The sequence below is a fragment of the Paraburkholderia metrosideri genome, assembly GCF_904848625.1.
In the GTDB taxonomy this organism is placed as follows: domain Bacteria; phylum Pseudomonadota; class Gammaproteobacteria; order Burkholderiales; family Burkholderiaceae; genus Paraburkholderia; species Paraburkholderia metrosideri.
This window is the reverse complement of the sequence record NZ_CAJHCP010000008.1, coordinates 326963-353382: the sequence shown is the minus strand read 5'-3', so window position 1 is coordinate 353382 and position 26420 is coordinate 326963. Positions and strand designations below refer to the sequence as shown.

The following is a 26420-nucleotide window of genomic DNA, read 5'->3' as shown; positions in this document are numbered from 1 at the left end:
CACGCGCGCGGCATCAGGGTTTTCGAGGAGTGGATTGTCGGCGCGAAGCGTCGATTTGATAATTGGCGTAGCATTTGAATCATTTTCAAATTCTTTTTGAAAGACCGCACGATGGATAACCTCGGTGACATTCGCCTCTTCGTCGAAGCGGCGCAGCAGGGCAGCCTGTCGGCGGCGGGTCGCAAGATGGGACTGACGCCGGCCGCCGCAAGCGCGCGCCTCGCCAAGCTCGAAACCGGCCTGAAGGCCCGGCTGTTCGAACGCACCACCCGCCAGTTGCGGCTCACCGACGAGGGTCGTCTGTATCTGAATTGCTGCCGCCAGGCACTGCAATCGCTCGACGACGCCGAAGCCGCGCTGCAAGCCGGTCAAGGCGTCGTGCGCGGCAAGGTGCGGATTTCCGCGACCTCCGACTTCGGCCGCAATCTGCTGATGCACTGGCTCGACGAATTCAACGCGCTTTATCCCGAAGTGACGTTCGCGCTGACGCTGTCGGATTCGCTGGCGAATCTCGTGCAGGAGGACATCGATCTGGCGATCCGCTTCGGCGTGCCGCAAGACAGCTCGCTGGTCGCCCGCAAGCTGGCGCCGAACCGGCGCGTGCTGTGCGCGTCGCCGGAATACATCGCCCGCAAAGGCGAGCCGAAAGATCCGCACGATTTGGCGAATTTCGATTGCATCGTGCTCGGCACCGCGTCCGGCTGGGCGAACGAGTGGCACTTCACGCGCGGTGACGAAGAGCAGAACTACACGGTGCCGTTCGAAACCGCGCGCGAGACCAACGACGGCGCGGTCGCCCGCGAATGGGCGCTGCGCGGCTACGGCATCGTGATCAAGTCGATGTGGGATGTGGAAGCCGACCTGCGCGCCGACGGACTGAAAATCCTGCTGCCGGAGTGGCGTTATCCCGACGCGCCGCTGCACGCGCTTTATCACCGCAACCGCTTCATGGCGCCGCGCGTGCGGGTGCTGCTGGATTTTCTGAGCGAGCGTTTCGCGCAGGTGTCGGGCGAACTGGAAAGCCTGCTGGGCTTGCCGCCGGAGCGGCCGCGCACGGTCGCGGTCGATAAAACCGCATCCCGTGAAGGGCTATAATGTTGCGTTACGCTGCAAACGTGTCGAGCCTGCGACCTTCGAGAACAAGAAGGCTTCGGAGCAGGCCAACGCAGGCCAGAGCGCCGTCCGCACGTTTCGCCCCCATTACCTCTTAAACGACGCCCCCAGGTTAACCACTGCGACCGGCGAAATTCGATGACCAAGAAAGTTTATGTAAAGACCTTTGGCTGCCAGATGAACGAGTACGACTCCGACAAGATGGTCGACGTACTCGGCGCGGCCGATGGCCTCATCAAGACCGACACGCCCGAAGATGCGGACGTGATCCTGTTCAACACCTGCTCGGTGCGCGAAAAAGCGCAGGAAAAAGTTTTCTCCGACCTTGGCCGCGTGCGTGAGCTGAAGGAAGCGAATCCCAATCTGATCATCGGCGTCGGCGGTTGCGTCGCGAGCCAGGAAGGCGCGGCGATCGTGGCGCGCGCACCGTACGTCGATCTGGTGTTCGGTCCGCAAACGCTGCACCGTCTGCCGCAAATGATCGACAAGCGCCGTGAAAGCGGCCGCGCGCAGGTCGACATCTCGTTCCCGGAAATCGAAAAGTTCGACCACCTGCCGCCGGCGCGCGTCGACGGTCCGAGCGCGTTCGTGTCGATCATGGAAGGTTGCAGCAAGTACTGCAGCTACTGCGTCGTGCCGTACACGCGCGGTGAAGAAGTGTCGCGTCCGCTAGACGACGTGCTGACCGAAATCGCCGGTCTCGCGGACCAGGGCGTGCGCGAAGTCACCCTGCTCGGCCAGAACGTGAACGCATACCGCGCCGGCCTGACGCTCGGTTCGTCGGAGATTGCCGACTTCGCAACGCTGATCGAATACGTCGCCGACATTCCGGGCATCGAGCGGATTCGTTACACCACGTCGCATCCGAAAGAATTCACGCAGCGCCTGATCGACACCTACGCAAAGGTGCCGAAGCTCGTCAGCCATTTGCATCTGCCGGTTCAGCACGGCTCCGACCGCATTCTGATGGCCATGAAGCGCGGCTACACGGTGCTCGAATACAAGTCGGTGATCCGCAAGCTGCGCGCGATCCGCCCCGACCTGTCGCTGTCCACGGACATGATCGTTGGCTTCCCGGGTGAGACCGAAGAAGACTTCGACAAGATGATGACGCTGATTCACGAGATGAAGTACGACACCAGCTTCTCGTTCATCTACAGCCCGCGCCCCGGCACGCCGGCAGCGAATCTGCACGACGACACGCCGCACGAGGTGAAACTCAAACGTCTACACCACTTGCAGGCCACGATCGAAGAAAACGTGCAGCGCATCAGCGAGTCGATGGTCGGCAAGATCGAGCGAATTCTCGTTGAGCGCCCGGCACGCAAGGACCCGAACGAACTCGCGGGCCGCACCGAAAACAACCGCGTGGTGAATTTCCCGGCGCCAGTGGCGTCGCACGCGCGGCTGATCGGCCAGATGGTCGACGTGAAAATCGTCCATGCGTACCCACATTCGCTTCGTGGCGAACTCGTGCTGGTGCATGACGACGCGCCGGCCACCACGCATTAAGCGACGCGCGACGTAGTAGCAGATAGTTGCAGAACCCCAACCGCGTATCGAAACCGACAGGATCGAACCTCCGCCTTGAAGACCGCTCAGCAGCATCTGGAATTCACCGCACCGCGCGAAGACAACGCGCGGCTCGCCAACCTCTGCGGACCGCTCGACGAGAATCTGCGGCAGATCGAGCAGGCGCTCGACGTGACGCTGCAACGCCGGGCGCACCGCATCACGATCCGCGGGCGCGGCGCGAAACTCGCGCTGACCGCGCTCGAGAACTTCTACAACAACGCGCGCGAGCCGCTGTCGGTCGACGACATCCAGCTGGCGCTCGTCGAAGTGCGTCATCCGGCACGGCATCGCCCGAACGGCAGCAATGGCGACGAAGCCGGCGACCCGCGTTTCGCAGGCAACCCGGACCACCCGTTCGACCAGCCCGCCGACGCTGCCGATGACGACCTCGACTCACTCGGACCGAAGCTGTACACGCGGCGTGCCGACTTGCGCGGCCGCACGCCGATGCAGCGGGAATATCTGAAGCAGATCGTCTCGCACGACGTGACCTTCGGCATCGGACCGGCCGGCACCGGCAAGACCTACCTCGCGGTGGCGTGTGCGGTGGATGCGCTGGAACGTGACCAGGTCAAACGGATCGTGTTGACGCGCCCCGCTGTCGAAGCTGGCGAGCGTCTCGGCTTCCTGCCGGGCGACCTCGCGCAGAAGGTCGATCCGTATCTGCGTCCTTTGTACGACGCGCTGTACGACCTGCTCGGCTTCGACAAGACCGCCAAGATGTTCGAGCGGCAGATGATCGAAATCGCGCCGCTCGCGTACATGCGCGGGCGCACGCTGAACCACGCGTTCATCATCCTCGACGAGGCGCAGAACACCACGCCCGAACAGATGAAGATGTTCCTCACGCGGATCGGCTTCGGCTCGAAAGCGGTGGTCACCGGCGACACGACCCAGGTCGACTTGCCGCGCGGCCACAAGAGCGGGCTGATCGAAGCTCAGCAGGTGCTGACGGACGTGCGTGGTATCGCCATGACGCGCTTTACCAGCGCGGACGTGGTGCGGCATCCGCTGGTCGCGCGAATTGTGGAGGCGTACGATGCGCATTCGCAGAAAATCGCCAGTCCGGCGGATTCACGCTGATCGCCGTCCACTGACCATGCTTCTGCTCCATACGCCACACACGCCTTACCAAGAAACCGCATGAGCCGCGCCCCGAAACTGACGTTGAATCTGCAATTCCCCGCCGCCAAGGCCTTTCCGGAACACAAGGCGCTGCTGCCGCGCGCCACGGTGGCCGGCTGGATCAAGGCGGCGCTTTTCGCGGACGGCGAGCTGACCGTGCGTTTCGTCGACGCCGAAGAAGGCCGCACGTTGAACCGCACTTATCGCGGTAAGGATTACTCGACCAACGTGCTGACCTTCGCGTACGCCGAATCGGAAGACGATCCGGTAACGGGCGATCTGATCCTGTGCTGCCCGGTGGTCGAGAAAGAAGCCGCCGAGCAGGGCAAGCCGCTCGTCGCGCATTACGCGCATCTGCTCGTGCACGGCACGCTGCATGCGCAGGGCTACGACCACGAGGTCGAAGAAGAAGCCGACGAAATGGAAGCGATCGAAACCGAGATTCTCGGCAAGCTCGGGTTTCCGGATCCTTATCAATAGGCTTCAATTACCCTTCCCTAGACGATCAGCTCGGACCCCATCGTGAGCACACTCTTCCCAGAAGCCGATACCCAGTCGCCCTGCCCGGACTATCCACCGGCGCTGGGTGAATCGCGGCTTCTGACGGACGATGAGTTGCGCGCATCGCTCGAATGCACGTTGCGCGACTGGGACCGCAAGAGCGACCTGTGGCTGTTCGGCTATGGCTCGCTGATCTGGAATCCCGGCCTGCCCACCGTCGAAGCAACCCGCTCGAAGGTGCATGGCTACCACCGCGGGCTGTATTTGTGGTCGCGCGTGAATCGCGGCACGCCCGAGCAACCGGGGCTCGTGCTCGCGCTCGATCGCGGCGGCTCGTGTACCGGCATCGCGTTCCGGCTGGCTGCTGACGGATCGGCGCCGCATCTCGAAGCGCTGTGGCGGCGTGAAATGGCGATGGGCTCGTATCGTCCGGCGTGGCTGCCGTGCGTGCTCGCCGATGGACGGCGGGTCGACGCGCTCGCCTTCGTGATGCGCCGCGACGTGCCCAGCTATACCGGCAAGCTGCGCGACGACGTGGTTAAAGCCGTGTTCGGCTGCGCGTGCGGCCGCTACGGCACCACGCTCGATTACGTTAGCCGCACAGTTCATGCGCTGCGTGAAAGCGGAATGCCTGATCGTGCGCTCGAGGCGCTGCTCAAGCGCTGTCGCGAGGAAAATTGCGAGGCGGGTGAACCGGCTAAACAGTCTTCTGGATCGCAGTCCGGGCGCTGAAGCGCTTCGCTTTGCGCCGGGCAGGCGGTGCGCACGGATTCGCGTTGCCACACAGCACGGTCTCCAGGCAGGCGTTACCGGACAAAACCGCGTCACGAACTTCGCAAATCAAACTTCGCAAATCCGCCACCTCTCGCAGTGGCAGCGATGAACCGTCGGCAGTCTGCCTCCGGGATCGCTGCACGCCGTCTGCCAGAACCGGTTGGCCCCTCGCGCGCGTGAGCCATGACTGGCCCTTCGCGCCACTTTTTTTCCCGAAAACGCTTTTCCGCGCGCAATCAGTTAGGATTGACCCACGCCCTGTCCTTTTCGTCAGCGCCGCTTCAACCCGCTTCACCCGGTTTCACCCATCGCCCAGCCCGGCGGGACACGGTCCCGCCATGTGCCTGGTGTATCCTTAATGCTCCGCAACAGCGCGCCCAGTCTTGCCGGGCGCACTACCATGAACGACACGTATCCCAGTCGACGACAAACCGACAAACCGCAGGAAAAGCGCTCCCTTCTCGAGCGTCTGACCGACTTCATCTCGCCCGAGCCCGACTCGCGCGCCGAACTTCTGGAAATTCTGCAGGACGCGCACGAGCGCAACCTGATCGACGCCGACTCGCTGTCGATGATCGAAGGTGTATTCCAGGTATCCGAACTCAGCGCACGCGACATCATGGTGCCGCGCGCTCAAATGGACGCGATCAATATCGCGGACAATCCCGCCGAATTCATTCCCTACGTGCTGGAAAAAGCGCACTCGCGCTATCCGGTCTTCGAAGGCAATCGCGACAACATCATCGGCGTGCTGCTGGCTAAAGACCTGCTGCGCTACTACGCCGAAGAAGAGTTCGACGTGCGCGGCATGCTGCGCCCCGCCGTGTTCATCCCCGAGTCGAAGCGGCTGAACGTGCTGCTGCACGACTTCCGCGTGAATCGCAATCACCTCGCGGTGGTGGTCGACGAATACGGCGGCGTGGCCGGCCTGATTACGATTGAAGACGTGCTCGAACAGATCGTTGGCGATATCGAAGACGAATACGATTTCGACGAGGAAAGCGGCAATATCATCGCGTCGCCGGACGGCCGTTTCCGCGTACGCGCGCTGACCGAGATCGAGCAGTTCAACGAGGCATTCGGCACGCACTATTCAGACGACGAAGTCGACACGATCGGCGGACTCGTCACACATCACTTCGGGCGGGTGCCGCATCGCGGCGAGAAAGTCCGCCTCGACGATCTGATCTTCGAGATTCTGCGCGGCGACGCCCGCCAGATTCACATGCTGCTGGTGCGCCGCGATCCGCTGGCCGGCCAGCGCGAGCGCGAAGCGCAGCACGTGCAAACCTGATCTGGCCGCTAGCCGCGTCGCGTTGCTACGCGGCGAGCGGTCAGCCTGTTCGCAGCATTTTTCCTCAACTCCTCACGCCGACCGCGCAACAATGGCCGACCCGATTACTTCCCGTTCGCGCTCCGGCGTGAGCGCTTCCGCTGCCGGCGACACGCGCGCTCGCACGCTGCCCCGCTGGCACTACCTCGTCGCACTGATCGCCGGTGCGGCCAACACGCTGTCGTTCGCCCCAACGCCGCACGGCGGCTGGCTCCAGCTTGTGATCTTCGCGTTCTTCTTCGCGTGGCTCGCGCGCACCACCAGTTGGAAAAGCGCCGCGCTGACGGGCGGCGCGTTCGGCTTCGGCAACTTCGTGACCGGCGTGTGGTGGCTATACGTCAGCATGCATTACTTCGGCGGCATGGCCGCGCCGCTGGCGGGCGCGGCGCTCGTGCTGTTCTCGCTGTATCTGGCGATCTATCCGGCATTAGCCGCAGGTATGTGGTCGTTCTGCGCCGGCCACGCACGTCACAGCGCAGCAGACGACGACCTGCCGTTCTCGCCCACCTGGCATGGCGCGCTCGCGTTTGCGAGCGCATGGGCGATCGGTGAATGGCTGCGCGGCACGGTGTTCACCGGCTTTCCGTGGCTCGCGAGCGGTTACGCGCAGGTGGATGGCCCGCTGGCCGGTTATGCGCCGGTGGTCGGCGTGTATGGCGTCGGCTGGATGCTGGCGCTAGTGGCCGCGCTGATCGTACAGGCGCTGCTGCGGCTGTTGCGCTCGCGTCACGCCGCGGCCGACACCCGTGGCAGCGACCGCCCAAACGCCAAAGGAAACATTGTGAGCATCGTCGTTCCTGGCGGCGTGGCGCTGGCGCTGATCGTCATCGGCCTGCTGCTGACGCTCGTTCAGTGGACCGTGCCGGCCAATGCGCCGCTGACAGTGCGTCTGCTGCAGGGCAACGTCAAACAGGAAATGAAGTTCGAGGAAGCGGGCATGCGCGCCGCCATCGATCAGTATCAACAGATGATCACCTCGAAGCCAGCCGATCTGATCGTCACGCCCGAAACCGCGATTCCCGTGCTCGCGCAGCAATTGCCGGCGCCGTTCGCGTCGGCGGTGCGTGAGTTTGCCGATTCGACCGGCACCTCGATCCTGTTCGGCGCGATTGGCGGCACGATTACGCCGGAAGGCCAGGTGATCGACTATACGAACAGCCTGTTCGGCCTCACGCCAGGCTCGCACGACGTGTATCGCTACGACAAGCATCATCTCGTGCCATTCGGGGAATTCGTGCCGTGGGGTTTCCGCTGGTTCGTCAACCTGATGAATATTCCGCTCGGCGACTTCTATCGCGGCGCTCCGGTGCAAAAGCCGTTCATGGTGCATAACCAGCCCGTGTCGGTGAACATCTGCTACGAGGATATTTTCGGCGAGGAGATCGCGCGCAATATTCGCGAGAGCGCCACGCCCGCCGGCGTACTGGTCAACTCGACCAATCTTGCGTGGTTCGGCGACACGATCGCGCTCGACCAGCATCTGCAGATTGCACGCATGCGCTCACTGGAAACCGGCCGGCCGATGCTGCGCGCGACCAACACCGGCACGACGGCCGCGATCGACGCGCAGGGCCGCGTGATCGGCCGTCTTGCGCCCTACACGATCGGCTCGCTCGACGTCACCGTGCAAGGCACGTCGGGCAATACCCCGTACGTAACGAGCGGCAACAACACGGTGCTGGCGGTTTCGCTGCTGTTGCTGGCGTTCGGCTTCGCATTCGGACCGGGTATTGCGCGGCGACGCAACGGCAAGTAATCAGCGGGGGGCCGCGTGTGTCCGGCGTGCGCGTTGTTTTATGCGCGAGGCATGAAGAACGCGGCTCGCCAATCACCGGCACACACTTCGCCGGCAAAAAAAATGCGCCTGACGAGCAGGCGCATTTTCAATTCCATCTCAACCGTCAAGCCGGGCCTTCAGAAGCCTGAATCCACCACCCATTCAGCGCTCCGTCCGCCTGCAAACGCCTGGTCGCTCAAGCCACCGGCACCGTATCGATAAACGACTGGCGCAGCGACAACTTCTGGAAATGCTTGTCCAGATTCGCGTGCGGTTCACGCCAGTTCAATTCGGGCATCCGGAAGTCGAGATAGGCCAGCGCACAGCCCACGGCGATATCCGCGAGCGTGTAGCGATTGCCCGCGCACCATGTCTTGCTGCCCAGCCCCTGGGACATCGCCACAAGGCCCTCTTCGATCTTGCGCTGCTGCCGCGCGACCCACGCGTCCACGCGTTGTTCGGGCGTACGTTGAGTGTTCTCGGCGCGGATCAGCACGGCTGCGTCCATTACGCCGTCAGCGAGCGCTTCCCAGCAACGCACTTCCAGGCGCTCGCGCCCTGACTGCGGAATCAGCTTGCCGACCGGCGACAGCGTATCCACGTATTCGCAGATCACCCGCGAATCGAACACGGCTTCGCCGTCTTCCATCACGAGGCAAGGAACTTTGCCGAGCGGATTGAAGGCGTGAATCTGGGTATCTGGCGCCCAGACGTTTTCGGACACCAGTTCGTAGTCGATCCTCTTGTCGGCCAGAACGATCCGCGCTTTACGCGTGAACGGACTGGCGAGCGAACCGATGAGTTTCATCATGACCATCTGCCTTTTCTTGAATCCGGCGAAAGTATAAGTGGTCGGAGGCCATCGCGAGCGCGGCGCGGACGCTTCGCAAGCCGCGTGGGGACCCGCTGTGGGCGGATTGCAACATGCCGGGAGCGTCCCGCCAGCTGTATCTGCGCAAAATGAACCCGCGCTTTGGGCGCTACAATCGCACGATGAACCAGCCGACCGAACTCACCATCGCCATCGACGTTTATCGCACGCGCCGCGAGCGCGTACTCGCCGCGCTGCGCGCAGCGGGCGGCGGCGTCGCCATCGTTCCGACCGCGCCGGAAGCGCTGCGAAACCGGGACGCCGACTATCCGTACCGGCACGACAGCTACTTCTACTATCTGACCGGTTTCACCGAACCCGAGGCGCTGCTGGTTCTCGACGCAAGCGCCGCGCCTGGCGAGCCCACGTCGATCCTGTTCTGCCGCGAGAAAAACGTCGAGCGGGAAACGTGGGAAGGCTTCCGTTTCGGCCCCGAGGGCGCGCGCGCCGCGTTTGGCTTCGACGCCGCGTTTGCGTTTGGCGACGTCGATGCGCAAGTGCCGCGGCTGCTTGCCGACAAGCCCTCGCTGCACTATGCGCTCGGGACCTCGGCGAAACTGGATGAACAGGTACGCGGCTGGCTCGACGCGGTTCGCGCGCAGGGCCGCGGCGGTATCGCCGCGCCAGCCGAGGCGCGCGATCTGCTGCCCTTGCTGGACGAGATGCGGCTGTTCAAGGACGACCACGAACTCTCGATCATGCGCCGCGCGGGTCAGATTTCGGCGCACGCGCATCGGCGCGCGATGGCTGCGAGCCATCCCGGCGTGCGTGAATACGAACTCGAAGCCGAGCTTCTATACACATTCCGCAAATTCGGCGCGCAGGCACCGGCTTATATGTCGATCGTCGCGGCCGGCGCGAACGCCTGTGTGTTGCACTACGCGGCCGGCAACACGATTGCACAAGATGGCGACCTGATCCTGATCGACGCGGCGTGCGAACTCGACGGCTATGCGTCCGACATCACGCGCACGTTCCCGGCGAGTGGCCGCTTTACGCCTGCGCAGCGCGAGCTATACGACCTCGTGCTAGCTGCGCAATATGCCGCCGTCGACGCCACCCGCGCCGGCGTCACCTTCGACGCGCCGCACCAGGCCGCCGTGCGCGTGCTGTCGCAGGGGCTGCTGGATACCGGCATCATCGACCGTGCGAAATTTGCTTCGGTCGACGACGTCATCGCCGAGCGCGCGTACGCGCCGTTCTACATGCACCGCACCGGCCACTGGCTCGGCATGGACGTGCACGATTGCGGCGACTATCGCGAGCGCGGCGCGGCGCGCGACGAAACGGGCGCGTTGCCGTGGCGCACACTTCAGCCGTCAATGACGCTGACCATCGAGCCGGGCCTGTATATCCGGCCGGCCGAAGGCGTGCCGGAGCGCTACTGGAACATCGGCATCCGCATTGAAGACGACGCGGTCGTGACCGCAACGGGTTGCGAACTGCTCACGCGCGACGTGCCGGTCGACGCCGACGAGATCGAAGCGCTGATGCACGAAGCGCGTGCGGCACACGGAACAGGGAAGTAATCGGCGATGAACGACGTTTCCCAGTCGACGGTGATTCTGAAGCCCGCGTCGGCCCGTCACGCATTCGACTTCGACGTGACGATTGTCGGCGCCGGTCCGGTTGGGCTGGCGCTGGCCGGCTGGCTGGCGCGCCGCAGCGTGACGCGAGAGTTGAAGATCGCGCTGATCGACGCCCGCGAGCCGGAAGATTCGATCGCCGATCCACGCGCGATCGCCGTGTCGCACGGCAGCCGGATGATCCTGGAGCCGCTGCGCTGGCCCGCCGACGCCACCGCGATCGAGCGCATTCACGTGTCGCAGCGTGGTCACTTCGGCCGCACGTTGATCGATCACAGCGAGCATGGGTTGCCGGCGCTCGGGTATGTGCTGCGTTATGGGTCGATCGTGCATGGACTCGCCGAGGCTGTGCATGCCACCTCGGTGCACTGGTTCCGCTCGACTTCGGCGGCAGCGCCGGTTCAGGAGGACGACGGCGTCACGCTGCCGATCGAGACCGCTGGCGTGACGCGCCGGTTGCGTACGCGGATTCTGGTGAATGCCGAAGGTGGGCTGTTTGGCGACCAGAAGCCGGGCAAAGGCGCCGATAACGTGGCGACTCAGCGCGCTGGCGTCGACCGGAACGCCGTGACGAATGCCGCTAAAACCGCAGGCAAAACCTCCGTCGGAATCGACACCCGCGACTACGGTCAAACCGCGCTGGTCGGCACGGTCAGCGTGTCCGCGCCGCATCCTCATGTGGCGTGGGAGCGCTTCACATCGCAAGGCCCGATTGCGTTGCTGCCGATGGGTGGCGTGCGCGGCGCCGACTACGCGCTGGTCTGGTGCTGCGCGCCCGACGAAGCCGCGCGCCGCACCCAACTCTCCGACGACGAATTCCTGCGAGAACTCGGCTCCGCATTCGGCGACCGGATGGGCCGCTTTACGCAGATTCGCGGACGCGCGTCGTTCCCCTTGGGCCTGAACGCCGTCGACACGCTCGTGAACGGCCACATCGTCGCGATCGGCAACGCGGCGCAGACGCTGCATCCGGTGGCGGGTCAAGGCCTCAATCTGGGATTGCGCGATGCGCATGCGCTCGCCGACGCGTTGTCGGCGGAAGGCCCCACTCCGGTGGCGCTCGCCACGTTTGCGCAACGCCGCGCGCTCGACCGCCGCATGACGATCGGCGCCACCGACACGCTCGCCCGCCTGTTCACCGTCGATTCGACCCCACTCGCGATCATGCGTGGTCTCGCACTCACCGCGCTCGAATTCGTGCCGCCGGTAAAAACCGCGCTCGCCCGTCAGATGATGTTCGGCCAACGGCGCTAAACACGCCGCCCATGCTCGCGGCGCTGCCTTTTTAGGCAGCCTGGCGAAAGCCCCGCGAGCGCCGCCGGCGCTATGAAAACCAGCACTTTCATAGAAGATTTAATGAGTTACGGCCGACTCAAGTCCGATGTCGGCTATCTGTTAACGCTAAAATAGCGGTTTCCCTCGCTTTTCGCGGTTCTCCGATTGTCAAAAAATCGACGATCGGCTACGCGCGCGTCCACGTCATGCCCACTCTCGGCTCCCACAATCTGCGTAATAACCTGTTCGTCGCGCCCATGGCCGGCGTGACCGACCGTCCGTTCCGTCAACTGTGCAAACGGCTGGGCGCGGGCTATGCGGTGTCGGAAATGGTCGCGTCGAACGCGCAATTGTGGAAAAGCGAGAAGACCATGCGCCGCGCGAATCACACCGGCGAAGTCGAGCCGATTTCCGTGCAGATTGCCGGCGCCGATCCGGCCATGATGGCCGAAGCGGCCCGCTACAACGTGGCGAACGGCGCGCAGATCATCGACATCAACATGGGTTGTCCGGCCAAGAAGGTCTGCAACGTGGCGGCGGGTTCCGCGCTGTTGCAGAACGAGCCGCTGGTGCAGCGCATTGTCGAGGCGGTGGTCGGGGCGGTGGGCGTCGGGCCCGACGCGGTGCCTGTCACGCTGAAAATCCGCACGGGCTGGGACCGCGACAACAAAAATGCGCTCTCAGTCGCGCACCTGGCCGAAAACGCCGGCATTTCGATGCTGACCGTGCATGGCCGCACGCGCGCCGACCTGTATCACGGTGACGCCGAATACGACACCATCGCCGCCGTTAAAGCGTCGGTGCGTATTCCGGTCGTTGCCAATGGCGACATTACGTCGCCGCAAAAAGCCCGCGAGGTGCTGGCTGCCACCGGCGCCGACGCGATCATGATCGGCCGCGCCGCGCAGGGGCGCCCGTGGCTGTTCCGCGAGATCGAGTATTTCCTGCAAACGGGTGAGTTGCTGCCGCCGCCGCGCATCGACGAAATTCAGCAGGTGATGAACGAGCATCTCGAAGATCACCACGAGTTCTACGGGGAATTTACCGGCGTCCGCACTGCGCGCAAGCACATCGGCTGGTACACTCGCGGCCTTTCTGGCGCCAACGTGTTCCGGCATCGCATGAATACGCTGGACACCACTCGCGAACAACTCCTCGCCGTCAACGAGTTCTTTGACGCACAAAAGGCGATTTCCGACCGCCTCGTCTACGTCGACGAATCGCTCAACAAAACGGGCGAGGACCCAACCGACCGACTAGCAGCATGAGCAAGAACAATATCGAACAATCTGTCCGCGACAGCCTGGGAATCTATTTCCAGGATCTCGACGGCTCCAATCCGCATGACGTCTACGACATGGTTATTTCATGCGTAGAAAAACCCCTGCTCGAAGTGGTGCTCGAGCAGGCCGGCGGCAATCAGTCGCTGGCCGCCGAGTATCTCGGCATCAACCGCAATACGCTGCGCAAGAAACTGCAACAGCACGGTTTGTTGTAGTTTTCCGCGCCCCGCCACGATTTTCTTCGGCTTTTCGTCTTCATCATGATCAAGCAAGCGCTCATCTCCGTTTCCGACAAGTCAGGCATCGTCGACTTCGCCAAGTCGCTGTCGGACCTCGGCATCAAGATCCTGTCGACCGGCGGCACCGCGAAACTGCTCGCGGACGCTGGCCTCTCCGTCACCGAAGTCGCCGACTACACGGGCTTCCCGGAAATGCTCGACGGGCGCGTGAAAACGCTGCATCCGAAGGTGCACGGCGGCATTCTCGCGCGCCGCGACCTGCCGGAACACATGGCAGCGCTTGAGAAGCACGACATTCCGACCATCGACCTGCTGGTCGTGAATCTGTATCCGTTCGTGCAGACCGTGTCGAAAGAAGAATGCTCGCTCGAAGACGCAATCGAGAACATCGACATTGGCGGCCCGACCATGCTGCGTTCGGCGGCGAAGAATCACCGCGATGTAACCGTCGTGGTCGATCCGGCCGACTACGCGGTCGTGCTCGACGAAATGCGCGCGAACGGCAACGTGGTCTCGTACCCGACGAATTTCCGCCTCGCGACCAAGGTCTTCTCGCACACCGCGCAGTACGACGGCGCGATCACGAACTACCTGACGAGCCTGACCGACGAACTGAAGCACTCGTCGCGCAACACGTACCCGGCTACGTTTAACCTGGCATTCGACAAGGTGCAGGACCTGCGCTACGGCGAAAACCCGCACCAGAGCGCGGCGTTCTACCGCGACCTGAGCGTGCCGGCCGGCGCACTGGCGAACTACAACCAGTTGCAGGGCAAGGAACTGTCGTACAACAACATCGCCGATTCCGATGCAGCGTGGGAATGCGTGAAGACCTTCGACGTGCCGGCCTGCGTGATCGTCAAGCATGCGAATCCGTGCGGCGTGGCAGTCGGTGCAGACGCGAACGAAGCGTATTCGAAGGCGTTCCAGACCGACCCGACGTCGGCGTTCGGCGGCATCATCGCGTTCAATCGCGAAGTGGATGTGACGGCGGCGCAAGCAGTGGCGAAGCAGTTCGTCGAAGTGCTGATCGCACCGTCGTTCAGCGCTGAAGCACGCCAGGTGTTCGCGGCAAAGCAGAACGTGCGTCTGCTGGAAATCGCGCTGGGCGAAGGCCACAACGCGTTCGATCTGAAGCGTGTTGGCGGCGGCCTGCTGGTTCAATCGCTCGATTCGAAGAACGTGCAGCCGGATGAATTGCGTGTCGTGACGAAGCGTCAACCGACGTCGAAGGAAATGGACGATCTGTTGTTCGCATGGCGCGTGGCGAAATATGTGAAGTCGAACGCGATCGTGTTCTGCGCGAATGGCATGACGCTTGGCGTGGGTGCCGGCCAGATGAGCCGCGTGGATTCGGCGCGTATCGCAAGCATCAAGGCGCAAAACGCCGGTTTGACGCTGGCGGGTTCGGCAGTGGCGTCGGATGCGTTCTTCCCGTTCCGTGACGGTCTCGATGTGGTCGTGGCCGCAGGCGCGACTTGCGTGATTCAGCCGGGCGGCTCGATGCGCGACGATGAGGTGATCGGCGCAGCGGACGAGCACAACATTGCGATGGTGTTGACCGGCGTGCGGCACTTCCGGCATTGATTGCCGAGGCTTGACCTCGGTGACGGCGGCTCCTTTTTGAGGCGGCGTGTTTGAGGCGGCGTATTGCGAGGTCGGCTTCAACGAAAAACGGCTCGATGGGATTTTCCATCGGGCCGTTTTGCTTTTGGTTCTCGGTTTGTCTGACGACGCGAAATCTGTCCAGGCGGGTTTCGCGCTCGCGTAGTAGCTAGAAGGCGGTTAGTTGCGATGGGTGGATTGCAGAGGCCGCCCTACGGCGGTTAGTTGCAATAGCGTTCACCGCAGCGCTGACGCGAGCGCTATCACTCGTCCGCTTCCTTCCTCGCATAACCTTCTTTCACCTCGGCATGCTGGCTGATGTAAGTGCTCAGCCCTCGCCCGCTCAACGCGAGACGCTTCAACGCGGCGAGATGCTGCGCACCGACGCTTTCCTCGGTGTACCAATACACAACGCCCGGCTTGAAGCGAACCTTGACGAAATCATCGCCAATTTCATACGCGTCGACGCCGGAGTGGCCGCTGAGATTCCGATAGCGCTTCATCTGCGATTGCCCTCCTCTCGTCGCCCACAGCAGTTTTTATTCCGCCGACATCGCCTTATGCCACCGTCATCCGGCGCGTTCGTTGTAGTATCGCAAGCACCTGGTTTTTACTGCATCTGCAGCATTTCATGAGAATTCTCGGCATCGACCCCGGCTTGCGCGTCACCGGCTTCGGCGTGATCGACCAAAGCGGCCACACGCTCAGCTACGTCGCAAGCGGCGTCATCAAAACCGCCGACGCCGATCTGCCCTCGCGTCTGGGCACCATTTTCGAAGGTATTTCGACGCTGATCCGCCAGCATTCGCCGGATCAATCGGCGATCGAAAAAGTGTTCGTCAACGTCAATCCGCAATCGACGCTGCTGCTTGGCCAGGCACGCGGCGCGGCCATCTGCGGACTGGTGGCGGGCGGTGTGCCGGTCGCTGAATACACGGCGCTGCAATTGAAGCAGGCCGTGGTGGGCTACGGCCGTGCGACCAAAGAGCAGATGCAGCAGATGGTGGTGCGACTGCTCAACCTGTCTGGCATACCCGGCACCGACGCAGCCGACGCGCTCGGTATGGCGATCTGCCACGCGCACAGTGGAACGACGCTGAGCACGCTGGGTGGAATTGCACCTTCGCTGGCGAAGAAGGGATTGCGGGTGCGTCGAGGGCGATTGGTGGGATAAACCGCGTGTTCAATTCCGCGTAGCCAGCGCCAACCGGCACGCCAGCCCCGCAAACACCGTCCCCAGCAAATACTGCGGCACCCTTGACGGCCGGCGCCCCGCCGACAGCCTGCGGCTCAACTTGCTCGCCAGCAGAATCACGGTGCCGTTCACAACCAGGCCGATCAGATTCAGCACGGTCGCCAGCACCATGATCTGCAACGCGACGGACCCCGCTTGGGGCCGCACAAACTGCGGAAACAGCGCGAGCACGAACACCGCCATCTTCGGATTCAGCAGGTTCGTGAAAAGACCTTGCCGAAAAATCCGGCTGACCGGATAACGGGTCATCGACCCATTCGGTGACAGCGCCGTACCTTGTGCACGAATCGTTTTCCATGCGAGATAAAGCAGATACGCGGCGCCCGCAAAGCGCACGACGTCATACGCTAACGGCACGGCCAGAAAAAGCTGCGACAGACCGAACGCGGCCGCCAACGCATGGCAGTAAGTGCCGACCAGAATACCCGCCAGCGACGCAAACCCCGCCGGGCGCCCCTGACTCACGCTGCGCGAAGCAATCAGCAACATGTCGGGGCCAGGTGTTGCGGTCAACGCGAGACACGCGCCGGCAAACAGCGCGAGAGTGGTGAGGCTCAGCATGGAAGCTCCTTCTGGGTGAATGGGTTGAGAACCCGCCAAAAGGGACCTCAGTCTATGAGACTCGCGCCCGCCGGTCAACGCGATTCCGCCCCCCGCGCCGCTCACTCGCTGCGCTACACTCGCCCTTTCTCTTCAAATTGAATTCGCCATGATCGGTCGCATTGCCGGCGTTCTGCTGGAAAAAAACCCGCCGCATCTGCTCGTCGACTGCAACGGTGTCGGTTACGAAGTCGATGTGCCGATGAGCACGTTCTACAACCTGCCGTCGACCGGCGAGCGCATCGTGCTGCTCACCCAGATGATCGTGCGCGAAGACGCGCATCTGCTCTACGGCTTCGGCACCACCGAGGAACGCGCGACCTTCCGTGAACTGCTGAAAATCTCCGGCATCGGCGCACGCATGGCGCTCGCTGTGCTGTCGGGCATGAGCGTGCATGAGCTCGCGCAGACCGTCACGATGCAGGACGCGGCGCGCCTGACTCGCGTGCCGGGCATCGGCAAGAAAACGGCGGAACGGCTGCTCCTCGAACTGAAGGGCAAGCTCGGCGCCGACCTGGGCGCAATGGCGGGCGCGGCGTCGGCATCCGACCACGCCTCCGATATCCTGAACGCACTGCTCGCATTGGGTTACTCCGAAAAAGAAGGGTTGGCGGCTGTCAAAAACGTGCCGGCCGGTACCGGCGTTTCCGAGGGCATCAAGCTTGCGCTCAAGGCATTGTCCAAAGGTTGACGCACGTACTGCGAGGCCCGACGTGTGCTGGCTCGGGCGGCGTAGATAAAGCTTCCCACAAGGCTCGTCCGAACGCACCCTGGCCGTTCGGACGAGTTTCGCCGCGAGCGGCTCGCGGTACAATGAACTCATGATCGAAACCGACAAACTCGCCACCGAGCGCATCATCGCGGCCACGCCCGTCTCGTCGAACGAAGAAGCGTTCGAGCGCGCGTTGCGTCCGCGCCAGCTCGAAGAATATGTCGGGCAGGAAAAAGTGCGCGGCCAGCTCGAAATCTTCATCGAGGCCGCCAAACGCCGTTCCGAATCGCTCGACCACGTGTTGCTTTTCGGGCCGCCGGGGCTCGGCAAGACCACGCTCGCGCACATCATCGCGCGTGAAATGGGCGTCAATCTGCGGCAAACATCCGGGCCGGTACTCGAACGCGCTGGCGACCTCGCCGCGTTGCTGACCAATCTCGAAGCCAACGACGTGCTGTTCATCGACGAAATTCATCGGCTCTCGCCGGTCGTCGAAGAAATTCTGTATCCGGCGTTGGAGGATTACCAGATCGACATCATGATCGGCGAAGGGCCGGCTGCGCGCAGCGTGAAGCTCGATCTGCAGCCGTTCACGCTGGTCGGCGCAACCACGCGTGCGGGCATGCTGACCAATCCGCTGCGTGACCGCTTCGGTATCGTCGCGCGGCTCGAGTTCTATAACGCAGAGGAACTGGCGCGCATCGTCACGCGCTCGGCTTCGCTGTTGAACGCGCAGATTCATCCAGACGGTGCGTTTGAAATCGCCAAACGCGCACGCGGCACGCCGCGTATCGCCAACCGCTTATTGCGTCGCGTGCGCGACTTCGCCGAGGTGAAGGCAGACGGCAACATCACCGCAGAAGTGGCCGACGCCGCCCTCAAAATGCTCGACGTCGACGGAGTCGGCTTCGACCTGATGGACCGCAAACTGCTGGAGGCGATCCTTTATAAGTTCGACGGCGGCCCGGTCGGCGTCGACAATCTGGCGGCGGCAATCGGCGAAGAGCGCGATACGATCGAAGACGTGCTCGAACCGTATCTGATCCAGCAAGGGTTTCTACAACGCACACCCCGCGGCCGCGTCGCCACGCTTCTGACCTACCGGCATTTCGGTCTCGCCGCGCCAGATTCATCGAGCGCACTGTCCGGCCTGTGGGACTCGGCCGCGAAGTGATGCGCGCGTAACGAGAGGCCGATCCGGATGTCCGACCAGACGAGCCAATCCGACTCATCTAGCGGCCTCGCGCATTTGCTCACACGCCGGTTGCGCTCGAAACTGGCTGCCGGCGTCACGCATCTGACGAGCGGCAGCGGCCCGGTACTCGACTATTCATCGCCGCCAGGAGACCCGGGGCTATTCGGTCCCGACTCGGTGTGCTGGAAAGTCCACGCCGACTTCACATCGATGATGACAGGCGGCATCAGCGCGCTGCTGCTGCAGGCTTTGCACCCGGTGGCGTTGGCCGGGGTCTGGGACCACTCCACTTTCCGCACCGATATTCTTGGACGCTTGCGCCGCACGGCGACTTTCATCGCGGGCACGACCTACGGAAACCGGCACGATGCGCTCGCGCTGATCGAACGCGTCAAGCGCATTCATCTGGGTGTGACGGGCGTGGCGCCTGACGGTCGGCCTTATCGTGCCAGCGAGCCTGCACTATTGACGTGGGTGCACGTCGCCGAGGTCTCGAGTTTCATGACCGCGCACTTGCGCTACGTGAATCCGCTGCTGCCCGTCGCAGCGCAAGACCAGTATTTCGCAGAAACGGCACGCATCGCCGAGATGCTGGGCGCGTCGGATATTCCCCGCTCACGCGCGGAGATCGATGCTTATCTGCTGGCCATGCAGCCTGAACTGGTCGCAATCGAGCGTACCCGTGAACTGGTGACGATTCTGATGAACGCGCCCGCCCCAAGCTTTTCGATGCGGCCGGCCGGCGTATTGATGCTCAATGCCGGCGTCGATCTTCTGCCCGATTGGGCGCAGGGTATGTTGGGATTCAGTCGCTATGCGACAGTTCGTCGTGCGTTGACGCGTCCTGGCGTGCGGCTTGTCGCGCCGGTTATCCGTTGGGCGCTGGTTAATGGCGTATCGAGGCGGGCACGCCGCCGGGTTGCGGCTGTGGCACGGGAAACGGATTGATCCAAGCTCGCCGCTAACCAGAAGCATTCGCTGCGAGCTTGCGTCCCTCACCCCCAAACGCGCCGATCAGCGTCCCGGCTCCGGCACCTGCTTTTTAAATCCATCATCCGAGCTGGGTGTGTCGAGATGCGCGACATCCGCCCACGAAACAATGTTCGCGTGGCCATTTTCGAAATCCACGACATTCACGCTCGTATTCAGCAACGCGTAATCACGTGGCGCATCGAGCGGTAACTTGCACGCAAAACGGCGCACGCAATCAAGCACGCCACCATGCGCGACACACGCAATCCGTCCACCTGGATGCGCCGCGACCAGCGGCTCGATTGCATGCACGACCCGGTGATAAAACGCGCGCAACGACTCGCCGTCAGGCGGCGCAAAACCCGGGTCGCGTGTTTGCCAATGCGCGTATTCATCGGGAAAACGCAGCGCAATCTCGTCGCTGTCATGGCCCTGAAAAGCGCCGTAGGAACGCTCGCGCAAACTTTCGCGTAATTGAAGCGATAAGCCAAGTACATCGGCAATGGGCTGCGCGGTTTGCTGCGCGCGGAGCAGATCACTCGAGTAGATCGCATCGAGGCGGACGCCCTGCTTCGCGTCATCGGCGAAGCGGCGCGCGAGGCGCTGCGCCTGCGCGAGGCCGGTTGTCGCGAGTGGGATGTCGATGTGACCTTGAATGCGCTTGATGCGGTTCCAGTCGGTCTCGCCGTGCCGGATAAACAGAATCTGCGTAGTCATAAGATGGGAGTGGGCGCCGTACGCTTGGTTGTGCCGAGCCGCTATTGTCGCAAAAAGCGGCAGACGGGTTGAGGCGCGCGCGGTGACGCGCATCGGGAGACAACGGCAGAAGCGCGTTGAGATGCAGCCGGAAGCGACGGGGACGCGCAGTAAAAGCGCCGCTGAGACTCAGGCGTTCGTCTGCAACCAGAACGTAACCGGCCCGTCATTGACGAGCGACACCTGCATATCCGCGCCGAACTCACCTGTTTCGACGATCGAATGCTTGGCGCGAGCCGCCGAGACGAAATAGTCGAACAAACGCCTGCCTTCGTCCGGTGGTGCCCCCGGGGTGAAGCTGGGGCGCAAGCCGCTGTTGGTATCGGCGGCCAGCGTGAACTGCGACACGAGCAGCAGGCCGCCCGCACGCCCGGCGCCGTCGAGATTCTGCACGGAGAGGTTCATCTTGCCCGCCGCGTCGCTGAACACGCGGTAGCCGAGCACCTTGGCGAGCAACCGGTCGGCCGCTGCTTCGGTGTCGCCCCGTTCGGCGCACACCAGCGCGAGCAGCCCAGCTTCGATCGCGCCGGTCACACGATCGGCAACGAGCACCTCAGCGCGCCGCACGCGCTGGATCAGCGCGATCATCGGCGATTCGGGCGTGAACGCAGCCGCATCAGGCCGACAGCGTGACGCGTGCGAAGCGGCGTTTGCCAACCTGCACGACGTACTCGCCCGCTTCGACCTTCAGGCCCTTGTCCGACACCGTTGCGCCGTCGATCTTCACGCCGCCCTGCTCGATATTGCGCAGCGCTTCGCTGGTCGACGGCACGAGGTTGGCCTGCTTGAGCAGTTGGCCGATTGCCAGCGGTGCGCCCGTGAGTGCCACTGCCGGAATGTCGTCGGGCACGCCGCCCTTCGCACGATGGTTGAAATCTTCGAGCGCACGCTCGGCATCGGCTTGCGAGTGAAAGCGCGCGACGATTTCCTGACCGAGCAGCACCTTGAAATCGCGCGGATTGCGGCCCGCTTCGATCTCTTTCTTGAAGCCGGCGATTTCATCCATCGGGCGGAACGACAGCAATTCGAAGTAACGCCACATCAGCACGTCGGAAATGCTCATCAGCTTGCCGAACATGTCGGTCGGCTTTTCGCTGATGCCGATGTAATTGTTTTTCGACTTCGACATCTTTTCGACGCCGTCGAGGCCTTCGAGCAGCGGCATCGTCAGGATGCACTGTTGCTCCTGGCCGTACTGCTTCTGCAACTCACGACCCACCAGCAGGTTGAACTTCTGGTCGGTGCCGCCGAGTTCGAGGTCGGCGTTCAGCGCGACCGAGTCGTAGCCTTGCATCAGCGGGTACAGGAACTCGTGGATCGAGATCGGCACGCCGCCCTGGAAACGCTTGGTGAAATCTTCACGCTCCAGAATTCGCGCGACCGTGTAGCGCGATGCGAGCTTGATCATGCCGTCGGCGCCGAGCGGCATCGACCATTCGCTGTTGTAGCGGATTTCGGTCTTGTCGCGGTCGAGCACCAATGCGGCCTGCTCGAAATACGTCTTCGCATTCGATTCGATCTGCTCGCGCGTGAGCGGAGGACGGGTCGCGTTACGGCCCGACGGATCGCCGATCAGCGACGTGAAATCGCCAATCAGAAAAATGACCGTATGCCCCAGATCCTGCAACTGGCGCATCTTGTTCAGCACGACCGTATGGCCGATGTGGATGTCGGGCGCGGTCGGATCGAGCCCGAGCTTGATGCGCAGCGGCTTGGCCGTTACCTGGCTGCGGGCGAGTTTTTGCGCGAATTCGTCTTCGATCAGCAGTTCGTCGACACCGCGCTTGGTGACGGCGAGCGCGTGACGCACTTCGTCGGTGATCGGAAAGGCGGGCGCGGAATTAGGCTTGGTGGACTCGGTGCTCATGCTGGAAACGTGAAGTCGCGAAAAAACAGGATTGTCCCATAGATGCGCGCCGCCGCGCCCACTGGTTCTGGCATATGCGGGAACGGGACGCGTGAATTCCGCACGTCAGGCCGCGCTCATGGCGCTCCGGCGCTTATATTCGACCGCGCTTGCACCGATAATCTGCTAAAACGGATCGCAACGAACCTGGATAGGAGCAGCAACGTGGCGCAAGACACGGCAGACGGCATCTACTTCGGACTGATGTCCGGAACGAGCATGGACGGAGTGGACGGCATCGCCGTGAGGTTTGCCGAAGGGCGACCGCCTGAGGTACTGGCCGAGGCATTTGTCGGCTTCGCAGAGGGTTTGCGCGACGCGTTGTTCGCGCTGCAACAGCCAGGCGACAACGAAATCGAGCGTGAAGCGCTGGCGGCTAACGCGCTCGCAACGCGTTACACCGTGTGCTGCCACGAACTGCTGCGCGGCATCCGTGTTTCCGCTTCGGAGGTCCGCGCGATCGGCGTACATGGGCAGACCGTGCGGCATCGACCGGAAAAGGGTTATACGCGGCAGATCAACAACCCTGCGCTGCTCGCGGAAATGATGCATATCGACGTGATCGCCGATTTTCGCAGCCGCGACGTCGCGGCCGGTGGCCAGGGCGCGCCGCTGGTGCCGGCGTTTCACGCCACGGTGTTCGGCGCGAAAGACGAAACGCGAGTGGTCTGCAATCTTGGCGGGATCAGCAACATCACGATTCTGAATGCGACCGGCAGCGTGCGCGGCTTCGACTGCGGACCCGCGAACGCGTTGCTCGATGAATGGGCTCAACGCCACCTCGGCAAACCGTTCGACGAAAACGGCCATTTCGCGGCGGGTGGTCAGGTGGATCGCACGTTGCTGAATGCATTGCTCGATGAGCCTTTCTTCTCGCAACAGCCGCCCAAAAGCACCGGACGCGACCTGTTCAATGCTGAATGGCTCGACGCCAAGCTCCAACCCTTCACGGGCCTCGATCCCGCCGACGTTCAGGCGACGCTGGTCGCGCTGACGGCGGTGACGGTTGCGCGTGAAATCGAGCGCCACGCGTCGGACGCCAGAGCGGTCTATGTCTGCGGAGGCGGCGCCCGCAATCCAGAGATTATGAAGGCGTTGCAGCAGGCGTTGGAGGACAGCGGCGTAAGCGGCGTGCCCGTGATGACCACCGAAGCGCTCGGCGTGCCGCCAAACCAGGTCGAACCGCTGGCGTTCGCCTGGCTGGCGATGCGTTGCGTGGCCCGTCTGCCTGGCAACTTGCCGGCGGTCACCGGTGCGTCGGCGGAGCGTGTGCTCGGGGCAATTTATCCCCGCTGATCCGCACGCCGTGGAGTTGGTGTGGGCAATAAAAAACGGGGCCTCTCGGCCCCGTTTTCTGTCCTGCTAGTCGCTTACCAAGCCATCAAACCGAGAACGACGAGCCGCAACCACACGTAGTCGAAGCATTCGGATTCTTGATGACGAACTGGGCGCCGTTGATATCGTCCTTGTAGTCGATCTCAGCGCCAACCAGATACTGGTAGCTCATCGAATCGATCAGCAGCTGGACGCCGCTCTTGTTCATGACGGTGTCGTCTTCATTGACGGCTTCGTCGAACGTAAAACCGTACTGAAAGCCCGAGCAGCCGCCGCCCTGCACGAAAACGCGCAGTTTGAGGTCCGCATTGCCTTCTTCTTCGATCAGTTGCTTGACCTTGTCAGCCGCTGCGTCGGTAAAAACGAAGGGGGCGGGCATCTCGGTCACGGGTGTATCGGTGACTGCGTTCATTCGAACTCTCCAAAAAGCTTCTAGCCGCTATTGTAGGGCTGATCTCGATATCGTGCTGAAGCCCACAAAAGCAATGGGTGCTTTGAGCAAAATCAATGGATTGCGGGATTCCCGCCACCCGCCGCCCTGAATGGCGAAATTCGCCACTTCAGCGGCCCAGTTGGCAACGCGGACCGTACCGCGAAACCATAAAAAAAGCCGCCTTCGCGAAAGCGTTGGCGGCTTTTGCAGCGATCCGGCCCGTGAGCCGGTTCGCACCCGAAACGATTAACGCTTCGAGAATTGCTTCCGGCGACGTGCCTTGTGGAAGCCGACCTTCTTACGTTCGACTTCACGAGCGTCACGCGTAACGAAGCCAGCCTTCGACAGTTCCGGCTTCAGCGTTGCGTCGTAGTCCATCAGCGCGCGGGTGATGCCGTGGCGAACCGCACCGGCTTGACCCGTTTCACCGCCACCGTTCACGTTGACTTTGATGTCGAACGTGACGCCGTGGTTCGTGAGTTCCAGCGGTTGACGCACGATCATCAGCGAAGTTTCGCGCGAGAAGTAATCGGCGATAGGCTTGCCGTTCACAATGATCTCGCCCTTGCCTGCCTTGATGAACACGCGTGCGACGGCGCTCTTGCGGCGGCCCGTGCCGTAATTCCAGTTACCGATCATGTGGGCTCCCCTTAGATCTCGAGCGCTTTCGGCTGTTGTGCCGAATGCGGATGCGTTGCTTCAGCGTAGACCTTCAGCTTCTTGATCATCGCGTAGCCGAGCGGGCCCTTCGGCAGCATGCCCTTGACCGCTTTCTCGAGCGCACGGCCCGGGAAGCGTTCTTGCATCTTGCCGAACGTCGTTTCATAGATACCGCCCGGGTAACCCGAGTGACGGTAGTACTTCTTGTCAGTAGCCTTGTTGCCCGTGACCTTCAGCTTGCCTGCGTTGATAACGATGATGAAATCACCGGTGTCGACGTGGGGAGTGAATTCTGGCTTGTGCTTGCCGCGAAGACGGTGTGCCACTTCGCTGGCGACACGCCCGAGAACCTTATCCGTCGCGTCAATCACGTACCATTCACGCGTAACCTCATGGGCTTTTGCGGAAAACGTCTTCATGATCGATCCAAAAAAATTGCTGCGCCCAATGTATTTTTTCCTGCTTGTAGTGTGCGCATCGAGGCGCGTGCAGGCTCTCCCTGGTTCTTCCTCCGCGGGCGCGGATGCGGAAAAGCCTTGAATTATAAAGGACTTTGCGGCAGCAAGTCAAAATGTGCGAGGGTTTTTGAGAAGAAGACGTGGCGAGACGGTTCTCGATGAGCCTTTCTGCCCCCTTCTCGCGCTCGAAATCGCGCTCAAAGCGGATGAGCAGCCCGCAAAGTACGGGCGAAAAAAAACCCGAACAAGTGGTTCGGGTTTAATCCACCAAAGGAGGAGGTGGAGGAGACAGCGGAAGTTGCAGAGCAACTGCAACCAATGAGAGCAATTATACGATTTCGCTTTGTGCGATGCAAGAACATTTGCATCGCGAAATGTGATTTCATCATGTGATAACTTGAAATATTCGTTGGAGGACCGCAGATCCCCTCATGGTTTATGAGGCAGGGGCGGTTTTGCCGGATCCGCCCACGAGAATCGTCTAGAGTAAAACCCCTAAAGCCGCCAGGGCATTCCCGAACCGGCCGCACATGCCGCAGTGCAGCATGCAAGCCGTCATCCGGCATAATTTCGAGCACAAGTCGCTTCGGGTGGATCCGCAGATGCGGGCTACAATGCCGTCTCGATATTTGTGAGCGCGGTGGAGCACAGCATGGAATGCAAAGTAAGCTGGATGGGGCAAGACGGGATGGCATTCGCAGCCGAAACGGGCAGCGGTCATCTGGTGACGATGGACGGCGCGCCTGAAGGCGGTGGCCGCAATCTCGCGCCGCGCCCAATGGAAATGGTGTTACTCGGCACCGGTGGCTGCACCGCGTACGACGTCGTGATGATCCTGAAGAAAAGTCGTCAGGAAATCGCCGGTTGCTCGGTCACGCTGAAAGCGGAACGCGCCAGCGAAGATCCGAAGGTGTTCACCAAGATCCATTTCCACTTCACCGTGACCGGCAAGAATCTGAACCCGGCGACCGTGGAACGCGCAATCAATCTGTCGCACGACAAATACTGCTCGGCGTCGATCATGATCGCGAAGACAGCCGAATTGACGCACTCGTTCGAGATCGTCGCGAGCTAAGCGTTG

27 protein-coding genes are annotated in these 26420 nt (G+C 62.4%); 18 read left to right on the top strand and 9 right to left on the bottom strand.

The window, feature by feature from the left end:
* Nucleotides 1–111 precede the first annotated feature (111 nt).
* From LMG28727_RS20015 to lnt, 7 genes are all read left to right on the top strand, one after another.
* Nucleotides 112–1095 carry a LysR family transcriptional regulator gene (locus LMG28727_RS20015; protein ID WP_201644029.1) on the top strand — a complete coding sequence of 328 codons (984 nt, stop codon included), beginning with the start codon at nucleotides 112–114 and terminating at the stop codon, nucleotides 1093–1095.
* A gap of 156 nt (nucleotides 1096–1251) precedes the next feature.
* Nucleotides 1252–2625, top strand: a complete 1374-nt coding sequence (miaB, locus tag LMG28727_RS20010) for a tRNA (N6-isopentenyl adenosine(37)-C2)-methylthiotransferase MiaB (protein ID WP_201644028.1) — start codon at nucleotides 1252–1254, stop codon at nucleotides 2623–2625.
* Nucleotides 2626–2700: 75 nt separating this feature from the next.
* A complete protein-coding gene (locus tag LMG28727_RS20005; protein ID WP_201644027.1) occupies nucleotides 2701–3771 on the top strand; it encodes a PhoH family protein in 1071 nt (356 codons plus the stop codon).
* A gap of 60 nt (nucleotides 3772–3831) precedes the next feature.
* Entirely contained in the window at nucleotides 3832–4293 is a 462-nt protein-coding gene (gene ybeY / locus LMG28727_RS20000; protein ID WP_201644026.1) for an rRNA maturation RNase YbeY, read from the top strand.
* 42 nt (nucleotides 4294–4335) lie between these two features.
* Complete coding sequence (locus LMG28727_RS19995; protein WP_201644025.1) at nucleotides 4336–5046, top strand: gamma-glutamylcyclotransferase; 711 nt, start codon at nucleotides 4336–4338, stop codon at nucleotides 5044–5046.
* 442 nt (nucleotides 5047–5488) lie between these two features.
* Complete coding sequence (locus tag LMG28727_RS19990) at nucleotides 5489–6382, top strand: HlyC/CorC family transporter (protein WP_201644024.1); 894 nt, start codon at nucleotides 5489–5491, stop codon at nucleotides 6380–6382.
* A gap of 91 nt (nucleotides 6383–6473) precedes the next feature.
* Complete coding sequence (gene lnt / locus LMG28727_RS19985; RefSeq protein WP_201644023.1) at nucleotides 6474–8177, top strand: apolipoprotein N-acyltransferase; 1704 nt, start codon at nucleotides 6474–6476, stop codon at nucleotides 8175–8177.
* Nucleotides 8178–8394: 217 nt separating this feature from the next.
* Here lnt and LMG28727_RS19980 read toward each other — a convergent pair whose 3' ends face one another.
* Nucleotides 8395–9009 (bottom strand): glutathione S-transferase N-terminal domain-containing protein, encoded by a 615-nt coding sequence (locus LMG28727_RS19980; protein ID WP_201644022.1) that lies wholly within the window; start codon nucleotides 9007–9009, stop codon nucleotides 8395–8397.
* 182 nt (nucleotides 9010–9191) lie between these two features.
* Between LMG28727_RS19980 and LMG28727_RS19975 the strand changes: the two genes are divergently transcribed.
* The 5 genes from LMG28727_RS19975 to purH all read left to right on the top strand — a co-directional run bounded on the left by LMG28727_RS19975 (nucleotide 9192) and on the right by purH (nucleotide 15039).
* Nucleotides 9192–10598: an aminopeptidase P N-terminal domain-containing protein gene (locus LMG28727_RS19975; RefSeq protein ID WP_201644135.1), complete on the top strand. Its 1407-nt coding sequence runs from the start codon at nucleotides 9192–9194 to the stop codon at nucleotides 10596–10598.
* A 6-nt stretch (nucleotides 10599–10604) separates the two neighbouring features.
* On the top strand, nucleotides 10605–11909 hold the full coding sequence (locus LMG28727_RS19970) for a UbiH/UbiF/VisC/COQ6 family ubiquinone biosynthesis hydroxylase (RefSeq protein WP_201644021.1): 1305 nt from the start codon (nucleotides 10605–10607) through the stop codon (nucleotides 11907–11909).
* 227 nt (nucleotides 11910–12136) lie between these two features.
* Nucleotides 12137–13198 carry a tRNA dihydrouridine synthase DusB gene (dusB, locus tag LMG28727_RS19965; protein WP_201644020.1) on the top strand — a complete coding sequence of 354 codons (1062 nt, stop codon included), beginning with the start codon at nucleotides 12137–12139 and terminating at the stop codon, nucleotides 13196–13198.
* Nucleotides 13195–13428 carry a Fis family transcriptional regulator gene (locus LMG28727_RS19960; RefSeq protein ID WP_006049915.1) on the top strand — a complete coding sequence of 78 codons (234 nt, stop codon included), beginning with the start codon at nucleotides 13195–13197 and terminating at the stop codon, nucleotides 13426–13428. The genes dusB and LMG28727_RS19960 overlap by 4 nt, the downstream gene beginning before the upstream one ends.
* Before the next feature lie 45 nt (nucleotides 13429–13473).
* Nucleotides 13474–15039, top strand: coding sequence for a bifunctional phosphoribosylaminoimidazolecarboxamide formyltransferase/IMP cyclohydrolase (gene purH, locus LMG28727_RS19955; protein ID WP_201644019.1), 1566 nt, complete (start codon nucleotides 13474–13476; stop codon nucleotides 15037–15039).
* Between the two features lie 281 nt (nucleotides 15040–15320).
* On the opposite strand, the gene LMG28727_RS19950 is transcribed toward purH, so the two are convergent.
* Nucleotides 15321–15560 (bottom strand): hypothetical protein, encoded by a 240-nt coding sequence (locus LMG28727_RS19950; RefSeq protein ID WP_201644018.1) that lies wholly within the window; start codon nucleotides 15558–15560, stop codon nucleotides 15321–15323.
* Between the two features lie 128 nt (nucleotides 15561–15688).
* Here LMG28727_RS19950 and ruvC point away from each other — a divergent pair, with 128 nt between their 5' ends.
* Entirely contained in the window at nucleotides 15689–16231 is a 543-nt protein-coding gene (gene ruvC / locus LMG28727_RS19945; RefSeq protein ID WP_201644017.1) for a crossover junction endodeoxyribonuclease RuvC, read from the top strand.
* A gap of 9 nt (nucleotides 16232–16240) precedes the next feature.
* Here the strand turns inward: ruvC and LMG28727_RS19940 are convergent, their stop codons facing one another.
* A complete protein-coding gene (locus tag LMG28727_RS19940) occupies nucleotides 16241–16873 on the bottom strand; it encodes a LysE family translocator (protein WP_201644016.1) in 633 nt (210 codons plus the stop codon).
* 148 nt (nucleotides 16874–17021) lie between these two features.
* On the opposite strand from LMG28727_RS19940, the gene ruvA reads away from it, so the two are divergent.
* The 3 genes from ruvA (at nucleotide 17022) to LMG28727_RS19925 (ending at nucleotide 19767) form a co-directional block, all read left to right on the top strand.
* Nucleotides 17022–17603: a Holliday junction branch migration protein RuvA gene (gene ruvA / locus LMG28727_RS19935; protein WP_201644015.1), complete on the top strand. Its 582-nt coding sequence runs from the start codon at nucleotides 17022–17024 to the stop codon at nucleotides 17601–17603.
* A gap of 130 nt (nucleotides 17604–17733) precedes the next feature.
* The gene (ruvB, locus tag LMG28727_RS19930; protein ID WP_201644014.1) at nucleotides 17734–18798 is read left to right on the top strand and encodes a Holliday junction branch migration DNA helicase RuvB; all 1065 of its coding nucleotides are present in this window, start codon (nucleotides 17734–17736) and stop codon (nucleotides 18796–18798) included.
* 27 nt (nucleotides 18799–18825) lie between these two features.
* Nucleotides 18826–19767: an oxygenase MpaB family protein gene (locus LMG28727_RS19925; RefSeq protein ID WP_201644013.1), complete on the top strand. Its 942-nt coding sequence runs from the start codon at nucleotides 18826–18828 to the stop codon at nucleotides 19765–19767.
* Nucleotides 19768–19833: 66 nt separating this feature from the next.
* Here LMG28727_RS19925 and LMG28727_RS19920 read toward each other — a convergent pair whose 3' ends face one another.
* The 3 genes from LMG28727_RS19920 to tyrS form a co-directional block, all read right to left on the bottom strand.
* Entirely contained in the window at nucleotides 19834–20508 is a 675-nt protein-coding gene (locus LMG28727_RS19920; RefSeq protein WP_201644012.1) for a histidine phosphatase family protein, read from the bottom strand.
* A 168-nt stretch (nucleotides 20509–20676) separates the two neighbouring features.
* Nucleotides 20677–21135, bottom strand: a complete 459-nt coding sequence (dtd, locus tag LMG28727_RS19915; RefSeq protein ID WP_201644011.1) for a D-aminoacyl-tRNA deacylase — start codon at nucleotides 21133–21135, stop codon at nucleotides 20677–20679.
* A 28-nt stretch (nucleotides 21136–21163) separates the two neighbouring features.
* The gene (gene tyrS, locus LMG28727_RS19910; protein ID WP_201644010.1) at nucleotides 21164–22414 is read right to left on the bottom strand and encodes a tyrosine--tRNA ligase; all 1251 of its coding nucleotides are present in this window, start codon (nucleotides 22412–22414) and stop codon (nucleotides 21164–21166) included.
* Nucleotides 22415–22618: 204 nt separating this feature from the next.
* Between tyrS and LMG28727_RS19905 the strand changes: the two genes are divergently transcribed.
* The gene (locus LMG28727_RS19905; RefSeq protein WP_201644009.1) at nucleotides 22619–23749 is read left to right on the top strand and encodes an anhydro-N-acetylmuramic acid kinase; all 1131 of its coding nucleotides are present in this window, start codon (nucleotides 22619–22621) and stop codon (nucleotides 23747–23749) included.
* 85 nt (nucleotides 23750–23834) lie between these two features.
* On the opposite strand, the gene erpA is transcribed toward LMG28727_RS19905, so the two are convergent.
* The 3 genes from erpA to rplM form a co-directional block, all read right to left on the bottom strand.
* A complete protein-coding gene (gene erpA, locus LMG28727_RS19900; RefSeq protein WP_029968241.1) occupies nucleotides 23835–24200 on the bottom strand; it encodes an iron-sulfur cluster insertion protein ErpA in 366 nt (121 codons plus the stop codon).
* Nucleotides 24201–24467: 267 nt separating this feature from the next.
* Entirely contained in the window at nucleotides 24468–24860 is a 393-nt protein-coding gene (gene rpsI / locus LMG28727_RS19895; protein ID WP_007180423.1) for a 30S ribosomal protein S9, read from the bottom strand.
* Between the two features lie 11 nt (nucleotides 24861–24871).
* Nucleotides 24872–25300 (bottom strand): 50S ribosomal protein L13, encoded by a 429-nt coding sequence (rplM, locus tag LMG28727_RS19890; RefSeq protein WP_020069304.1) that lies wholly within the window; start codon nucleotides 25298–25300, stop codon nucleotides 24872–24874.
* A gap of 691 nt (nucleotides 25301–25991) precedes the next feature.
* On the opposite strand from rplM, the gene LMG28727_RS19885 reads away from it, so the two are divergent.
* Nucleotides 25992–26414 carry an OsmC family protein gene (locus tag LMG28727_RS19885; protein WP_201644008.1) on the top strand — a complete coding sequence of 141 codons (423 nt, stop codon included), beginning with the start codon at nucleotides 25992–25994 and terminating at the stop codon, nucleotides 26412–26414.
* The last annotated feature ends 6 nt before the right edge of the window (nucleotides 26415–26420 follow it).

Coding starts and splice junctions, on each gene's coding strand:
- miaB (WP_201644028.1), top strand. CDS start 1,252: ATGACCAAGAAAGTTTATGTAAAGACCTTTGGCTGCCAGATGAACGAG.
- ybeY (WP_201644026.1), top strand. CDS start 3,832: ATGAGCCGCGCCCCGAAACTGACGTTGAATCTGCAATTCCCCGCCGCC.
- dtd (WP_201644011.1), bottom strand. CDS start 21,135: ATGATCGCGCTGATCCAGCGCGTGCGGCGCGCTGAGGTGCTCGTTGCC.
- LMG28727_RS19925 (WP_201644013.1), top strand. CDS start 18,826: ATGTCCGACCAGACGAGCCAATCCGACTCATCTAGCGGCCTCGCGCAT.
- LMG28727_RS19940 (WP_201644016.1), bottom strand. CDS start 16,873: ATGCTGAGCCTCACCACTCTCGCGCTGTTTGCCGGCGCGTGTCTCGCG.
- LMG28727_RS19920 (WP_201644012.1), bottom strand. CDS start 20,508: ATGACTACGCAGATTCTGTTTATCCGGCACGGCGAGACCGACTGGAAC.
- ruvC (WP_201644017.1), top strand. CDS start 15,689: ATGAGAATTCTCGGCATCGACCCCGGCTTGCGCGTCACCGGCTTCGGC.
- LMG28727_RS20015 (WP_201644029.1), top strand. CDS start 112: ATGGATAACCTCGGTGACATTCGCCTCTTCGTCGAAGCGGCGCAGCAG.
- LMG28727_RS19885 (WP_201644008.1), top strand. CDS start 25,992: ATGGAATGCAAAGTAAGCTGGATGGGGCAAGACGGGATGGCATTCGCA.
- LMG28727_RS19975 (WP_201644135.1), top strand. CDS start 9,192: ATGAACCAGCCGACCGAACTCACCATCGCCATCGACGTTTATCGCACG.
- dusB (WP_201644020.1), top strand. CDS start 12,137: ATGCCCACTCTCGGCTCCCACAATCTGCGTAATAACCTGTTCGTCGCG.
- ruvB (WP_201644014.1), top strand. CDS start 17,734: ATGATCGAAACCGACAAACTCGCCACCGAGCGCATCATCGCGGCCACG.
- erpA (WP_029968241.1), bottom strand. CDS start 24,200: ATGAACGCAGTCACCGATACACCCGTGACCGAGATGCCCGCCCCCTTC.
- ruvA (WP_201644015.1), top strand. CDS start 17,022: ATGATCGGTCGCATTGCCGGCGTTCTGCTGGAAAAAAACCCGCCGCAT.
- LMG28727_RS19980 (WP_201644022.1), bottom strand. CDS start 9,009: ATGATGAAACTCATCGGTTCGCTCGCCAGTCCGTTCACGCGTAAAGCG.
- rpsI (WP_007180423.1), bottom strand. CDS start 24,860: ATGATCGGTAACTGGAATTACGGCACGGGCCGCCGCAAGAGCGCCGTC.
- tyrS (WP_201644010.1), bottom strand. CDS start 22,414: ATGAGCACCGAGTCCACCAAGCCTAATTCCGCGCCCGCCTTTCCGATC.
- purH (WP_201644019.1), top strand. CDS start 13,474: ATGATCAAGCAAGCGCTCATCTCCGTTTCCGACAAGTCAGGCATCGTC.
- lnt (WP_201644023.1), top strand. CDS start 6,474: ATGGCCGACCCGATTACTTCCCGTTCGCGCTCCGGCGTGAGCGCTTCC.
- LMG28727_RS19960 (WP_006049915.1), top strand. CDS start 13,195: ATGAGCAAGAACAATATCGAACAATCTGTCCGCGACAGCCTGGGAATC.
- LMG28727_RS19950 (WP_201644018.1), bottom strand. CDS start 15,560: ATGAAGCGCTATCGGAATCTCAGCGGCCACTCCGGCGTCGACGCGTAT.
- rplM (WP_020069304.1), bottom strand. CDS start 25,300: ATGAAGACGTTTTCCGCAAAAGCCCATGAGGTTACGCGTGAATGGTAC.
- LMG28727_RS19970 (WP_201644021.1), top strand. CDS start 10,605: ATGAACGACGTTTCCCAGTCGACGGTGATTCTGAAGCCCGCGTCGGCC.
- LMG28727_RS19990 (WP_201644024.1), top strand. CDS start 5,489: ATGAACGACACGTATCCCAGTCGACGACAAACCGACAAACCGCAGGAA.